At 64.0% G+C, this 14,619-nt stretch carries 16 protein-coding genes; 6 read left to right on the top strand and 10 right to left on the bottom strand.

Translation table 11 applies throughout. The features are described 5' to 3' along the window. Positions 1–103: 103 nt before the first annotated feature. Positions 104–268 carry a hypothetical protein gene (locus tag AV059_RS22560; RefSeq protein WP_195156683.1) on the bottom strand — a complete coding sequence of 55 codons (165 nt, stop codon included), beginning with the start codon at positions 266–268 and terminating at the stop codon, positions 104–106. 112 nt (positions 269–380) lie between these two features. Here AV059_RS22560 and AV059_RS19610 point away from each other — a divergent pair, with 112 nt between their 5' ends. The 5 genes from AV059_RS19610 to AV059_RS19630 all read left to right on the top strand — a co-directional run bounded on the left by AV059_RS19610 (position 381) and on the right by AV059_RS19630 (position 5,518). After that, positions 381–1,358 carry a MogA/MoaB family molybdenum cofactor biosynthesis protein gene (locus tag AV059_RS19610; protein ID WP_058997249.1) on the top strand — a complete coding sequence of 326 codons (978 nt, stop codon included), beginning with the start codon at positions 381–383 and terminating at the stop codon, positions 1,356–1,358. A 206-nt stretch (positions 1,359–1,564) separates the two neighbouring features. Beyond that, complete coding sequence (locus AV059_RS19615; protein WP_058997251.1) at positions 1,565–2,530, top strand: hypothetical protein; 966 nt, start codon at positions 1,565–1,567, stop codon at positions 2,528–2,530. A gap of 80 nt (positions 2,531–2,610) precedes the next feature. Continuing rightward, a complete protein-coding gene (locus tag AV059_RS19620) occupies positions 2,611–3,435 on the top strand; it encodes an aldo/keto reductase (protein WP_058997253.1) in 825 nt (274 codons plus the stop codon). 226 nt (positions 3,436–3,661) lie between these two features. Next, positions 3,662–4,774 (top strand): glutamate-cysteine ligase family protein, encoded by a 1,113-nt coding sequence (locus tag AV059_RS19625; RefSeq protein ID WP_058997254.1) that lies wholly within the window; start codon positions 3,662–3,664, stop codon positions 4,772–4,774. A gap of 69 nt (positions 4,775–4,843) precedes the next feature. Beyond that, the gene (locus AV059_RS19630) at positions 4,844–5,518 is read left to right on the top strand and encodes an MBL fold metallo-hydrolase (protein ID WP_058997255.1); all 675 of its coding nucleotides are present in this window, start codon (positions 4,844–4,846) and stop codon (positions 5,516–5,518) included. 10 nt (positions 5,519–5,528) lie between these two features. Here AV059_RS19630 and AV059_RS19635 read toward each other — a convergent pair whose 3' ends face one another. The 7 genes from AV059_RS19635 to AV059_RS19660 all read right to left on the bottom strand — a co-directional run bounded on the left by AV059_RS19635 (position 5,529) and on the right by AV059_RS19660 (position 10,773). Continuing rightward, positions 5,529–6,497, bottom strand: a complete 969-nt coding sequence (locus AV059_RS19635) for a hypothetical protein (protein WP_058997256.1) — start codon at positions 6,495–6,497, stop codon at positions 5,529–5,531. 151 nt (positions 6,498–6,648) lie between these two features. Continuing rightward, positions 6,649–6,960 (bottom strand): NAD-binding protein, encoded by a 312-nt coding sequence (locus tag AV059_RS19640; RefSeq protein ID WP_058997258.1) that lies wholly within the window; start codon positions 6,958–6,960, stop codon positions 6,649–6,651. Then, positions 6,957–7,874, bottom strand: coding sequence for a glutamine-hydrolyzing GMP synthase (guaA, locus tag AV059_RS19645; RefSeq protein WP_058997259.1), 918 nt, complete (start codon positions 7,872–7,874; stop codon positions 6,957–6,959). The genes AV059_RS19640 and guaA overlap by 4 nt, the downstream gene beginning before the upstream one ends. Continuing rightward, positions 7,874–9,535: a CTP synthase gene (locus tag AV059_RS19650; RefSeq protein WP_058997260.1), complete on the bottom strand. Its 1,662-nt coding sequence runs from the start codon at positions 9,533–9,535 to the stop codon at positions 7,874–7,876. Before AV059_RS19650 ends, guaA begins: the two co-directional genes overlap by 1 nt. A 77-nt stretch (positions 9,536–9,612) precedes the next feature. Then, on the bottom strand, positions 9,613–9,804 hold the full coding sequence (locus AV059_RS19655; RefSeq protein WP_011224820.1) for a hypothetical protein: 192 nt from the start codon (positions 9,802–9,804) through the stop codon (positions 9,613–9,615). Between the two features lie 66 nt (positions 9,805–9,870). Continuing rightward, positions 9,871–10,044: a hypothetical protein gene (locus tag AV059_RS22565; protein ID WP_195156684.1), complete on the bottom strand. Its 174-nt coding sequence runs from the start codon at positions 10,042–10,044 to the stop codon at positions 9,871–9,873. Between the two features lie 135 nt (positions 10,045–10,179). Next, positions 10,180–10,773, bottom strand: a complete 594-nt coding sequence (locus AV059_RS19660) for an alpha/beta hydrolase (RefSeq protein WP_058997261.1) — start codon at positions 10,771–10,773, stop codon at positions 10,180–10,182. 60 nt (positions 10,774–10,833) lie between these two features. On the opposite strand from AV059_RS19660, the gene AV059_RS19665 reads away from it, so the two are divergent. Further along, positions 10,834–11,676: a PspA/IM30 family protein gene (locus AV059_RS19665; RefSeq protein ID WP_007189024.1), complete on the top strand. Its 843-nt coding sequence runs from the start codon at positions 10,834–10,836 to the stop codon at positions 11,674–11,676. 18 nt (positions 11,677–11,694) lie between these two features. Here AV059_RS19665 and AV059_RS19670 read toward each other — a convergent pair whose 3' ends face one another. Beyond that, complete coding sequence (locus AV059_RS19670; protein WP_058997262.1) at positions 11,695–13,623, bottom strand: SLC13 family permease; 1,929 nt, start codon at positions 13,621–13,623, stop codon at positions 11,695–11,697. A gap of 90 nt (positions 13,624–13,713) precedes the next feature. After that, positions 13,714–14,616, bottom strand: a complete 903-nt coding sequence (locus tag AV059_RS19675; protein ID WP_195156685.1) for a diacylglycerol kinase family protein — start codon at positions 14,614–14,616, stop codon at positions 13,714–13,716. Positions 14,617–14,619 lie beyond the last annotated feature (3 nt).

Consider the following 14,619-nt stretch of genomic DNA (forward strand, 5'->3'; position numbering starts at 1 on the left):
CGAACGGTGTGTCACGATGGGCCCACCTCCAGTAATACCGACAGAACAACGTGGCTGCATATCTCGGAGTCAGGCAAGCGTGTGCAAAACGCTAACGGTCCCGCTACTGCGACAGACCGGGGGCTTCCTGGCTTGAGATGTCACGCAGGCTCATCCGGTGGCCGCTGTCGGAAACGTGTGCGTCCCGCTGTCCCTCCGCGACCGACGAGTCTTCGTAGAGTCCCTCAAACGCACACTCATGGCAGACGACGTGGTAGCTCCCAACCATACATTTTATTTCCTATTGCTATATTTTAATACTGTCGGTTTCAGATATTATATGTATTACAGTCCTGCAAACGGTCGTCAGGGTATTTATCCACCGCAACCGATGGAGAAGTATGGTGGATTTCCAGTCCCGTGACACACGCCGGGGTCCGACTGACGGGGAAGACGACGAGACAGACGAGGGCGAGACGGGGGACGACGAGGAATCCGCGGCAGTCGATACTGATACCGAGGCCGCCAGTTCGGAGCCCACCGAAGCGACCGACAGAGCGGCGGAAAACGACGATATAGCAGCAGGTGAGGCTGACAGCACAGAGACTCCTGCAACGGATGATACTGCGGAGGGTAGTGACGGACACACATCGGAGTCCGAAACCGACGGCTCTGCTACACAACGAATCGACGAGGCGGCGAACCAAAGTACAGACAGCCAGCCAGCGGATGAAACACAGAACACTGGGGGAGTTGATAAGGCGACACAGGAGCCTGATGAGGCCCCCCACCAGGACCCTCTCTCTGAGCCACAGGCACCGACCGAACCGGCGGATACACCGCAGGAAGCGGCGGTTCAGGCGACGGATGAGACGACAGCGCAGGCAGTAGCCCAGGCCGACGCGTCGCAGGAGCAGTCGGTTGCCGCCGCCGTCGTCACGGTCGGGACGGCGACAGCGGAAGGCGACCCGACGGGCGAGGCAGTGGAGACAGCACTCGAAGCGACCGGGCAGACGGTCACGGCCCGCGAGCGCCTGCGGGGAGACTACGACGGCATTCAAGGGGCCGTCGACAGGCTGGTCGGGCGCGACGACGTGGCGGTCGTCGTCACTGCCGGTGGCCTTGGTATCGCTCCATCGGAGCAGACGCTCGAAGCGGTCCACCCGCTGTTCGAAAAGGCCCTGCCGGGATTCGAGGAAGTGTACCGGAGCCTCCTCTTCGAACAGCAGGGTACCGGTGTCATCGCTGTCCGCGCGACGGCCGGGATCGCCGACGGGACCCCGGTGTTTTGCCTGCCCGCGGACCCAGCGGCGGCCCGTGTCGCTATCGACGAGATCATCGCGGCGCAAGCCCCGTCGCTCGTCGCTGAACTGTCCTGACCCACAGCCGGCGGACTCGTGGTATCAGTCTTGTGTCCGTTTACCCGACTTAACGTGATATTTGCCGGTTCGTTCCGGGCCGTCAATTTTTCTACGGCGGACGGGGTATCCTCCCGAATATCGGTCGTTTAAACGGTTAAATCGCCGTGAAAGGTCGTTAACTGCGTCCCCCATTGAAGTGGAGACAGTCCACAGGACCTGATGCCATGTCCGATCGCAACGCGACACGACGCGGCGTACTCAAGGGTATCGGCGCGACGGCTGCGGCTGCACTGGGTGGGGCGGCCCTCTCCGGGACGGCTGCGGCGACCGGTCCCTGGGAGTCCGTCGAGTCCCCGACCGGGAACACCCTCCACGACGTCGAATACACGGCCACCGGCGCGTACGCGGTGGCGGGTGGCGGTATCGTCCTCGAACGAACCAGCACGGGCTGGCGGAAGGTCATCGGCGGCGGCCCAACCGGCAATGGGAACAGTCTCTACGGGGCCGACGTGACCGACGACGGCAAGGTCCTCTGGTTCGTCGGGGCCTCGGGGGCTATCGGCGAGTACGACGTGGAGTCGGGCGTGCTTACCGACCACAGCGCGCCGATGGATGTCACCAACAACTTCAACGACGTGTCCGTCACCGGCACCGCTGGCGAGGCAAACGTCTACGTCGCCGGCGACTCCGGCAAGATGTACTACAGCTTCGAGAACGGCGCGAGTGAGACGTGGGACTACACCACGCCCGGGTCCGGGTCAGCCATCAACGCTGTCGACTTCCACGGGGTCCGCTCGGGCCATATCGTCGACGGCAACAAGAGCGTCTTCGTCACCGATGACGGGTCGACGTGGGACAAGATCGGCCTCGCCGACGCCAACGTAAACTTCTACGGCGTCGACTCCGACGGCCCGGACGACGTGTGGGTCTCCGGCGGTGGCGGTATGGTGTTCCACTGGAACGGCTCTGAATGGACGCCGACCGACACAGGCGACGCCGGTTTGCGCGATATCGAGGTCACCGACGACGACAGCACCGGTTACACGGTCGGTGGCGGCGGCAAGGTGTACGCCCTCGGTGGTGGCGACTGGACACAGGAGGAGACCCCCGCCGGCGAGAACCTGACGGCCGTCGTCCGCGGCGGCACCGACATCGCAGTCGGTTCAGGCGGAACAATCTTCGAGAAGTGACGCCACAGTAGCGCTGGCTGGTTCGAGGCCGCGACACATCGGAGCCACTGACTTTTCACCGGCCCCCTCCAACACCGTACATGGACGACATTCAGGTTCAGGGGACGTCGGTCCCCGCACTTGGCCTCGGAACGTGGCAGCTCACTGGCCAGACCTGCCGCGAAACTGTCGAGACGGCCCTGGAGATGGGCTATCGCCACATCGACACAGCACAGGCCTACGGCAACGAGCGGCAGGTCGGGCTGGGGATAGAGGCCGCCACAGTCGACCGCGAGGACGTGTTTCTGACGACAAAGCTCGACGGGTCCAATCGCGACGAGCGCAGCGTCCGCCGGTCGACACGAGAGAGCCTGAACAAACTGGGAACAGACTATCTGGACCTCCTGCTCATCCACTGGCCGAACACCCCGTGGATGGCGTCGCTGTCGGAGACGCTCGGGGCGATGAACGACCTCGTCGAGGAGGGGCTGGTCCGCCACATCGGCGTCAGCAACTTCTCGCCGTCGCTGCTGGACAGGGCGCGGGACATTTCTTCGGCCCCTATCTTCACCGATCAGGTCCAGTACCACCCCTACTGGGACCAGCGGAAACTGCTGGATTACTGTCGCATCCACGACGTGCTCCTGACCGCGTATAGCCCGCTGGCCCGCGGCGGCGTCCTTGACGACCCCGCGCTCGTCCAGATCGGAAACAAATACGGGAAATCCCCGGCGCAGGTCGCGCTCCGGTGGCTCCTCCAGCAGGACGGTGTGGCCGCGATTCCGAAGGCATCCAGCCGCGAACACCTCGAAGCGAACCTGGCAGTCTTCGATTTCGAACTCACAGACGCGGAGATGGAACGGATTCGGGACCCGTCGAAGGTCAAGACCGGCGTGCAGTTCGTCCGGTCGCAGTTGCCGTTCTGAGCGGTGTTCCGTTTCGAACCAACGATCTCTGGATAGGAGAGTATTCCGCATTTCGTGGCACGTATGGTGTATTTTATAGCAGTTACCCCAGTAATCGTGTCGCTTGGTGTGGCAAATATTACTAATCACACAACTATGATAAGCCGTCTGGCCGCAGCTTTTGTGTGGTGTGTTACCACTGTATTTCGGCGCGGGAACACACCGCTGAACCCACAGCGAGGCCACTGTGTCAGTACACGAATCCGATCCGATACGACGGAGCATCGAAGTGGAGTACTGGGTCATCGACGACGTGGGCCGGCTGGTCGAACCGGGCGCGCTCGTCGACGCAACCCCTGGGGCAGAGCGGGAGTTCGTCGAGCCCCTGCTGGAAGTCAAGACGACCCCGTGTGAGACAGCGACAGAACTGCGCAAGGAACTCCTTGACCGGCTCGGGTCTGTGCTGCGACGGGCCGACGACCTCGGGAAAGGGCTCGTGCCGCTTTCGACCCCAGTCAACGCTGACGAGATTCAGGAGATTCCGTGTGACCGGACCCGGATTCAAAACTGTGTCGTCGGCGACGATTTCGAGTACGTCCGCCACTGTGCCGGCACGCACATCCATGTCGAACAGCAGTCGGGGCGGGAAATCGACCAGTTGAACGCGCTGATTGCCATTGACCCCGCGCTAGCGCTCGTCTCATCCTCGCCGTACTTCCGTGGCCGGCGGCTGGCCGACAGTGCGCGCTCGAAGCTGTACCGCTGGATGGCGTACAACTCAGTGCCACACCAGGGCTGGCTGTGGTCGTATCTCGACGGCACTGCAGAGTGGGACCGCCGGCTCGAACGGCGCTACGATGAGTTCGTGACCGCGGCTGTTGACGCTGGTGTCGACCGCCGGACTGTCGCAGCGAACTTCGAGCCCGAAAGCACGATCTGGACGCCGGTCCAGCTTCGGGCCGAGTTCGGCACCGTCGAGTGGCGGTCGCCCGACGCTGCACTCCCGAGTCAGGTCCTGCAACTCGCCGATGCTGTTGCGTCTCTCATGGACCACCTCAGGGAAACCGAAGTACGTATCCAGGGCGAAACGGGCCGCGTTACCGACGACGAAATCGTGCTCCCGGAGTTCGACGCTGTCCTTTCGTACGCGAACGACGCTATCCGGGACGGGGCCACCTGCGATAGCGTTCGGTCGTATCTCGACCGGATGGGATTCGACGTGGACGCGTACGAACCGGTCGCGCCGACGTTCGACAGACCAGAACCGGTCACACCTCACGATGCTCGCGAGATTCGGCTCGAACACGCTGACCGACTTCAGGACGATGTGCGACAGGCTGCGCCGGTCGCACTCGATTAGAACCGGAGTCGGCTCGCCGAGACGGAGTGGTGACCAAGGGTTTAGGAATCGCCACACCAATCCCGCGCTATGGTAACGGCGCTCGACGATGATGTCTGGTGGTACGATCTCACGGGCGTCAACGCGACGCTCGTTGACGACGACGGCGCACTCACGCTCGTGGACACGGGGCTGCCCTGGCACGGCAACGGGCTCATCGCCGGCCTGAGCGAGGCCGGCTACGAACTCCGGGATCTTGACCGAATCCTCCTCACACACTTCGATCTCGACCACGTCGGCGGACTGACGGCCTTCGACGGCATCGACGTGCCCATCTACGTCGGCAAGCGGGACGCACCGCTGGTCACCGGTGAGCGGTCGCCGCCGCTGGGAAACCACAAAGGTGCGTTCCAGCGACTCGTCTCACCGTTTCTGGACGCGCCGGACAACGATGTCGTCCCCTTGGCTGACGGCGATACCGTTGGCAGTTTCACCGCGTATCACACCCCTGGACACACGCCGGGGCACGTCTGCTACGTCAGCGAGTCGCTATCGCTGGGACTGCTGGGCGACCTCGTCCGTGAGGACGGCGGCCGCTTCGAGCCCTCGCCGTGGCTGTTGAGTTACGATACCGCCGCCGTCACGCAGAGTATCAGTGAGTTCGTCGAGCGCGCACCGCGGTTTGAGATCGCTGTCCCGGGCCACGGCGTCCCCTTCGAGGAAGAGGGTTCCGCAAAACTCAGTGAGCTGGCAGCGACGCTGTGAAACGGCTGGCTTAGTCGCTACTGAGCCGGCCAGCCACGAAGTCTTGGCCGCCCAGCCCGACCGCCAGCGCGAACCCGATCCCGACAGGGAACACGACCGCGAGCAACAACACGGCGAGCAGCAGCGAGTCGACGCCCGCGAGGTTGAGCGCGATAACGGCGGTAAACAGGTAGACGAGCGCCTGCAGCGTTCCCGAGAGAAGCGGCTTCGAGACCCACTCTTCGGCAGCATCGACCGACGTGACCACGTCGCCGACGTGGTCAGCAACTAGTGCCCCCAGAACGAGGACGACGAGAGCACCGACGAAGGTCGGCGCGTAGGCCAATCCATCACGAAGCAGGGCCGCGACGGGAGCGAGAGTGAGCGTCGCCGCAGCGACGTAGACGGCCGCCGCGTAGACGTAGTACTCGACGACTAGACCAGCCACTCTGCCAACGGTACCGCTGCCAGCGTCGAGCAGTTGTCCGAGGTGCGTTTCCGGGAACTTCTCCGTGAGACCGGGCCGGGAGACGAGGCCGGGGACGAGTGTGCCCAGCAGTCGGCCGAGACCGAATCCGACAACCAAGAACACTGCGGCGGCGACGATGTTCGGAACGTACCCAAACAGCGTCGCGGCGAGCGTCCGGAGCTCGCTGATGTTCAGCGTTCTGACCGCCGCAAGAACAGCGACCAGATAGACGAGATATCGGGCGAGCAGACCTGCTGCGGACGCGACCGGATCCGACTCCGCTGTGACGACCGACACCGGCGTTTCCTCGGCGCGGTCGTCGAGCCCGCGTTCGAGCGTCCAGTCGTACACCGCGTCGTCGAGGTACGCGCCGACCCCGTAACCGATGGCGAGGATGACTGTCGCAATCAGTATCGTCCCGACGGCCGATACGCCGTCGGCGACGAGTGTTGTCAGAAACGCGATAATGCGCTCAGTGACGTTCGCTTGCAGCAAAAGCGGTCGTTCCGTGACGGCCTGAATCGCTAGCATAGGTGTATCCGGTATCTACTCTCTTAATCTTCCTATTAAATCCGTCGAAGAATGTATTAAATTATCTCTTCTTCAACAGCAAGAGTGTGCAACCGGACCGGCTGTTGGTACTGCTAGGTGGACGTCATAGACACGAAAAGACCGGGCTATCCTACAGTTCCTCGGCGACCGCGTCGGAGCCGAGCAAGTCCGGGTCGACGACGAGGTCCGTCTGTCGGCTGGCGAAGTCGGGCAGGGAGCCCTCTGCGTAGACGACGATCCGGAGGTCGGGGGCGAGATCCTTCGCAACAGCGATCGAGGTGGCCTGTGACATCTCAGTCAGCAGGTACACGTCCGCCTCGTGGATGCCGGCCTCCTCCAGCCCGGGGCGGTTGCCTACGTCAGCGACCGTCACAGTGTGTCCTTCGGCTTCGAGCGCGTCCGTGAGTCCGTTGGGGTCCGAGCCGACGAGAACGACGTTCATTCGTACTCGATTGTCGCCGGCGGTTTGTGGGTCACGTCGTAGACGACGCGGGCGACGTTCTCGTGCGCCCCGGTGATGCGCGACTGCATGCGCTGGAGCGTGTCCCAGTCGAGTTCCTGTGCGCGGGCGGTCATGCCGTCCCGGCTCTCGACGGAGCGAACGGCGACGACCCAGCCGTGGACGCGGTTGTCGCCCTTGACGCCCGTGGCCTTGCCGATGACGGCGGCCAGCGCCTGCCACGGCTCGTACTCCTCCAGTTCCTCCTCGACGACGTGGTTGGCCTCGCGGGCCACCTCCAGTTTCTCCTCAGTGACCTCGCCGATGATACGGACGGCGAGTCCCGGACCGGGGAACGGCATCCGCTCGGAGATGATCTCTTCGAGGTCGAGCGCGCGGGCGACTTCGCGGACCTCGTCCTTGTAGAGGTCCCGCATCGGCTCGACGATACCGTCGAAGTCAATGCGCTCGGGGAGGCCGCCGACGTTGTGGTGGGACTTGATCGTCCCCTCGCTTTCGATGCGGTCGGGGTAGATAGTCCCCTGCACGAGGTAGTCGGCGTCGACCTCGCGGGCGACTGTCTCGAACTCCCGGATGAACTGCTCGCCGATGATGTGGCGCTTCTCCTCGGGGTCGGTTTCGCCTTCGAGTTCGTCGAGGAAGCGGTCCTGTGCCTCGACGATGCGCAGCGAGTCCATGTAATCGAACGTCTCGCGGATCTCGTCGGTCTCGCCTTTCCGCATCAGCCCGGTGTCGACGTAGACGGCGGTGAGCTGGTCGCCGATAGCCTCGTAGGCCAGCGCGGCGGCCGTCGAGGAGTCGACGCCGCCGGAGAGCCCGATGACGGCGTGCTTGTCCCCGATCTGCTCGGCGATTTCGGCTTTCGCCTCCTCGATGAACTCGTCGACGTTCACCATCAGTGGCTCACCTCCTCAGTCGTCACAGTGTGGGGGTCGTCTCCGAGCACGGCCTCAAGCAGGCCGACGAAGGGCGGGCTGGCACGCGTCGGTCGGGAGCGGAACTCCGGATGGAACTGCGTCCCGATGAAGTATGGGTGGTCCTCGGGTCCGAGTTCGAGTATCTCCATACGGTTTTCGGCGTAGCCGGAGAACTTCATCCCGGCGGCTTCGAGGTCGTCGATGTACTCGGGGTTGACCTCGTAGCGGTGGCGGTGCCGCTCCGTACAGGACTCGCCGCCGTACAGCGTCGCGGCGAGCGTGTTCGCGTCGATTTCGGTCTCGTGGGCCCCCAGTCGCATCGTCCCGCCCATATCCTCAATCTCGTACTGCTCGGGGAGGATGTCGATGACGGGGTGTGGTGTGTCCTCCTCCAGTTCCGCCGAGTGGGCGTCGTCCAGATCCAGCACGTTGCGGGCGTACTCGACGACAGCCATCTGGAAGCCGAGACACAGGCCGAGGAACGGAATGTCGTTCTCGCGGGCGTACCGGATCGCCTCGATTTTACCCTCCGTGCCGCGGGCACCGAAGCCGCCCGGCACGACGATAGCATCGGCCTCGCGCATCCGGTCAGCATGGTGGTCATTCATCTTCTCGGAGTTGACCCACCGGACGTTCACGTCGACGTTTTTCTCAAGGCCGGCGTGTTTCAGCGCCTCGTGGACGGACATGTAGGCGTCTTCGAGGTCGTACTTGCCGACGAGCGCAACTTCGACCTCGCCTTCGGTGTTCTGGGTGACGAGGTCGCGCCAGCGGTTCTCCCGCTCGTCTTCGGGCAGTGCCTCCGAGGCGATGTCGAGTTCTTCCATCACGTACTGGTCGAGTCCTTCCTCCTCGACCATCAGCGGGACATGGTAGATGTCGTCGACATCGGGGTTCGAGAAGACGGCTTCCGTCGGCACGTCACAGAACAACCCGATCTTCTCTTTGGTGTCGATATCGAGTTTGTCCGAGCAGCGGCCGACCAGAATGTCGGGCTGAAGACCGATAGAGCGCAGTTCCTTCACGGAGTGTTGGGTCGGCTTGGTCTTTTGCTCGCCGTTTTTCGAGTATGGGACGAGCGTGACGTGGGTAAAGAGAATATCGTCCTCGTCCTCTTCGTGGGCGAACTGCCGGAGCGCTTCGAGATACGGCATCCCTTCGATGTCCCCGACCGTGCCGCCGACTTCGATGATACAGACGTCGTTGCCCTCGGCAGCCTCGCGGATACGGCGCTTGATGTCGTCGGTGATATGCGGGATAATCTGGACCGTACGACCGAGGTAGTCGCCGGACCGCTCCTTCTCGATGACGTGCTGGTAGGTCTTCCCCGTGGTAACGTTGTGGTCGAAGGTCATGTCGATGTCGAGGAACCGCTCGTAGTTCCCCAGGTCGAGGTCGACCTCCCCGCCGTCTTTGAGCACGTACACCTCGCCGTGCTGGAAGGGGTTCATCGTACCGGCGTCGACGTTCAGATACGGGTCAATTTTGACCGCTGTAACGTCGAACCCGGCGTTTTTGAGTAATCTACCTGTGCTGGCGGCAGTGATGCCTTTCCCCAGGCCAGACATCACGCCACCGGTGACGAAGATGAACTTCCGACCCAGTTCCGGGTCGTAGTCCGTTTCGGGTTCGGTCGGCATACCGACGGTGAACCCCGCGTAGTCTAAACGGTTTCGGAGCGCGCACTGTTCGCCACCCCGTCGCAGTGTCAACGCGGCTACAGTGAGGGCTGCGTGAGGACGCGCCACGCAGCCACGAGCGCGGCAAGTGACAGCGCCGAAAACACCGCATCACTGGGACTAGAGCCGATGGCGATAAACAACAGGTACCCGGCGATGAACCCGCCCAGAAGCGAGACGACGCCGTGCCGCGTCGAGTGAGACACCGCCGCCCTGGTTCGCGTTGACATACAACATTATTTATTGTTATATAGTATAAATGTATCTTCGGTATTGGTGGGCAGGTTCGGCGACGGTCAGGGCTTGAGGACGCCGGACCGGATGGCGAAGTACGTCCCGATGGCACCAACCGAGGCGAGCACGAGTGCCCGGAGCGGCCCGCCCGCGACGAGTGCCGTCTGCATCAGCACTAACAGCGTCACCAGCGTGGCGAGAAATGACACGGCAGCAAACGAGAGCGGGCGGTTCATAGTATGGAGTCGAGCCGGCAGCGCCTCTGTCTTTCGATACTGACCAGCAGGTGTGGTGCCTGAGCTACATTTTCACTGGGCGCTGAACCGGCGACAGGAATCGACCGCGGACTCTGAACACCGGGTTCCCAGCAGCTACAGGTGGTCGCGGAGAAACGGCCCAACCGTCTCGCCGATACGGCCGCTCTGCCCGACGAAATGGTGGTCGGCTGGCAGGCGCTCAACCGTCTGGCCCAGCTCGGTAGCCCGGTCAACGACCGGCTCCCAGTCGACTGTCGCATCGCGCTCCCCGACCACGACCTGTACCGGGCAGTCGATGGCATCAAGCGCAGCGGCCGCATCGAGATTCTCAGTCAGGCTGGCGGGCGGCGCAAGCACTGACAGGACCGCTGGACCGGCGTCGCTATCGGCCTCGGCGGCCGCACAGAGCGCCACAGCCGCGCCGAAACTGTAGCCAAACAGGCCGACTGCGTCGTAGCGCTCGTCGGCCCACGCCAGCGCGTTCTCGGCGTCGGCCCGCTCGCCACGGCCCTCGTCCCACGCGCCGTAGTCGAACCGGAGACAGCCGATTTCGGGGGCGAGCGCGTCGCTGACCGCCGTAAGCCGACTATCAGACCGGGAGCCACCGTACTTCGGGTGGGGCGGGCACGCGACGACGACGGTGTCCGATGCTGGCCGGTCAAGCGATGCGGTGACGTCTCGCCCACCCGAGATCCCGACGGTAGTCATACGTGTTCACTCGCCAGCCCTCTGTAAGAAATTTAAGGTTGGAGAGACCAATGCGCATACATGGGAATCCTCTCGCGCGCGTCGTACGTCATCCGCTCTAAGCTCAACGCCGTCCTGAACCGAGCGGAGGACCCGACAGAGACCCTCGACTACAGCTACGAGCAGTTGCGTGACGAACTGCAAGATGTCAAGCAGGGCATCGCGGACCTGACGACCCAAAAGAAGCGACTGGAAATTCAGAAGCGCCGCCTCGAAGAGAACGTCGAGAAGCACAACGAACAGGCGCGCCAGGCCGTTGAGCAGGACCGCGAGGACCTCGCCCGCCAGGCGCTGGAAAAGAAAAAGCAGAAGATGAGCCAGATCGAGGATCTGGAAGGCCAGATACAGGACTTACAGAGCCAACAGGACCAGCTGGTCGAGCAGAAAGACGAACTCCAGAAACAGATCGAGCAGTTCCGGACGAAGAAGGAAACGATGAAGGCTCGCCACGAGGCCGCGAAGGCGTCGGCGCGCGTCAACGAGGCGATGACCGGCGCGGGCGACGAGATGCAGGATATCAATCAGGCTATCGAGCGTGCGGAGGAACGGACCGAAGACATGGAAGCTCGTTCGCAGGCGATGGACGAACTCCGGGAAGACGGTGTTCTCGAAAGTCAGATATCGGACGAGAGTTCGCTGGAGCGGGAGCTTGAAGAAGTCCGACAGAAAGGGTCAGTCGACGCCGAACTCGACACGCTGAAAGCCGAGATGGGGAAAGCCGAGGACGGCGACAGCGGATCAAGCGACGCAGATGTCTCCGAGGCCGAGCTGGAACAGGAACTCGCCGACGAGAGTACGCAGGTCGACGTCGACGAGAGCGAGGTTGAGTCGGAACTTGACGAACTGAAAGAGGACGAGCAGTAACGCGCCGACGCGGGACTTTTACAGCGGCCAGACGACCGACACCGAGAGCGTCGTCACGGCACACAGAAGCAGTTGTAGCGGTCCGCCGACGCGCGCGAAGTCGGTGAAGCGATAGCCGCCGGGGCCGTACACCATCAGGTTCGTCTGGTACCCGATGGGTGTCAGGAAGGCCGTCGCGACCGCGAACGTCACGACGACGAGGAACGGGAACCCGGAAACGCCGATCTCGGCGGCGGTGGCGACGGCGATCGGGATCATCAGTACGACGGTCGCGGGCGGGGTGATGACGCTGGCGAGGACGGCCGTCAACAGGTACACCAGCGCCAGCAGCGCGAGCGGCGGGAGGACGCCGGCGGCGTCGACAAGGAGCCCGCCGACGAACGCGGCTCCGCCGGTGGCCTGCATCGCCTGGCCGAGCGGGAGCAGGCCGGCGAGCAGGAACACGACATTCCAGCTCACCGCATCGTAGGCCCTCGACGCGCTCAGTGTGCCGGTCGCGACCGTGGCGACGACGCCGCCCAGCGCGGCAATATAGATGGGCAGCAGGTCCAGCGCTGCGAGCGCGATGACGGCGAGCAGGGTCGCGAGCGGGACCGCCGCAGCGGCGTCAAGCGAGGGTGGGCCGCCCTCAAGCGCATCGAACAGTTCCGGGGGGCCCTCAGTCAGGACCAGGTACCCCTCGTCCTGCAGGTGGCCCACCTCGTCGAGAGGCGTCTGGAGCAAGAGCAGGTCGCCGGCGGACAGTTCGACCGCTGCGAGATTCTCGTGGATGATCTCGTCGCCGCGGCGGACGGCGAGGACCGTCACGTCGAACCGACTGCGCAGTTGCACGTCGGCGAGCGTTCGCCCGCGGAGCCGGGACTCCCTGTGAATGACGGCCTCCGCGAGAACGCCCAGATGGCCGCTCTCCGCCAGAAGGTCCGCCGTAACGGACTCACGGGCGAGGTCCCGAAGGTCGAGCGTCTGAGCGAGTTGGTTGACGGCCTGGCGGTTGCCACGGACCGTCAGCACGTCGCCGGGTTCGAGCGGCCGGTCTGTGGCCGTCGCGAAGAACGACTCGCCGTTGCGGTCGATCTGGAGCACGTCGATGTCAAGTGGGTCGCTCGCGGCGAGGACCTGTTCGACGGTGGCCTCGGTCGGCAGCGACTCTCCCGCATCGATCACGTCCACGACTGCTTCAACCACATCGTCTGGGACGCCGCCTTCCAGCGCCTCCTGCACCGTCAGTCCGACCAGCGGCGACGAGTCCCGCACCTGTAACTGCGACAGGTGGCGGTCCATGTCGAACTCCTCCGTGAAGTCGGCCGCGGGGTGGACCCGTTCGGGGACGAGCGCCCGACCAACCGTCAGCAGGTAGGCCACGCCGACAGCGAGGATGACGACACCGACAGGCGTCAGCGTGAACATCGAGAACGACCGGTCAAGCAACTGCGCCGAGAGGTCGCTCGCGAGCAGGTTTGTCGAGGTACCGACCAGCGTGAGCGTTCCGCCGAGCATCGCTGCGAAGGAGAGCGGCAGTAGCAGGTTCGACGGCGAGATACCGTATCGCTCCGAGAGCCCGGTGACCAGCGGGATGAAGACGGCAACCACGGGCGTATTGTTGACAAAGCCCGCGCTGACGCCCGTCGTGCCGACGATGGCAGTCAGCAGACGCCGTTCGTCGCCACCGGTCAGCGCCGCGAGTCGTCCGGCCAACCAGTCGACGACGCCAGCCGATTCGACGCCGGCGCTGAGGATGTACATCGCGACGATAGTAACCACCGCCGGGCTGGCGAACCCCTCGATGGCTGTCCGCGCCGGGACGCCGGTGTACGGTTCCAGCACGACCAGCGCAACGAGGACGGCGATGGCCGTCATGTCGGGCGGGAGCCATTCGGTGACAAACAGCGTCAGCGCGGCGGCGACGAGCGCGAAAACCACGAGCGCGCCCATCGAGAGCGAGGGCATACCAGTTCCCTCGATGGATGGCGGCAAAAGCGTCAGGGGCCATTCGGACCGGTCACCCCACTGTCGGACAGGTGTGCCAGCCGACCGGCCTCACTGCGGGTCCGGCTCGTAGCCCGGCCCGACTCGCAGCGTCAGTGTGGTCTCACGCACCGACAGCGACAGCATCTCGTGCGTACTGAGTTCGCCGTCCCGGCTGAATGTGATTGCCTCGTCGTGACCATCGACGGTAATCTCGTCCGCCCGAACGTGAGTCACCCCGTCGGTATCCAGCGCCAGCAGCCGCTGGCCGATGGCCTCCGCGACGAGGTTTCCCGTGGGCATCTGTTCGACGATGGCCACGTCGAGCAGCCCGTCTTCCATGTTTGCCTGCCCACCCTCAGCGACGAACTTGCGGGCGTTGCCCACCAGCAGGCAGGTAGCCTCGCCGGACCAGGTGAACGGCCCGTCCTCGCCGACAGCCGCGATAGTGATGTCAAGCCCGTCGAAGCGGAGCGCCTCCTGTGCGCCAGTGAGCAGAAACGCCAGCGTGCCGAACCGCTCCTTGAGGTCGCCTGATGTCGAGACGCTGGCGTCAGCGGGGAGGCCGGCGATACAGGAGACCAGAAACGGTTCGTCGCCGGCGACACCCACGTCGACCGGCCGCGCCTCTCCGACATCGGCGATTTCGACGCCGTGTTCGATGTCCGTGACACCGATGTTCCCGGCCAGCAGGTTCGCCGTCCCGGCCGGGATGACGCTCAGCGTCACCGAGTCGAGGTGACCGACGTCGTCGAGCCCACGGACGACCTCGTTCACCGTCCCGTCGCCGCCACAGACGGCGACCTCAGAGGCCTCGGCCCGCCCGGCCTCGCGGCCGAGTTCGACCGCGTCGCCGGCCGCCTCGGTTTCGTACACCTCGAACCCGCGTGCCTTCATCAGCCGCGGAACGTAGTCGGCGTGCTCGCCGTCGCCGCTGACGGAGTTGAGGATACACCGACGCGAACCAATCTGCATAGT

Source organism: Haloarcula sp. CBA1127 (genome assembly GCF_001485575.1).
In the GTDB taxonomy this organism is placed as follows: Archaea; Halobacteriota; Halobacteria; order Halobacteriales; family Haloarculaceae; genus Haloarcula.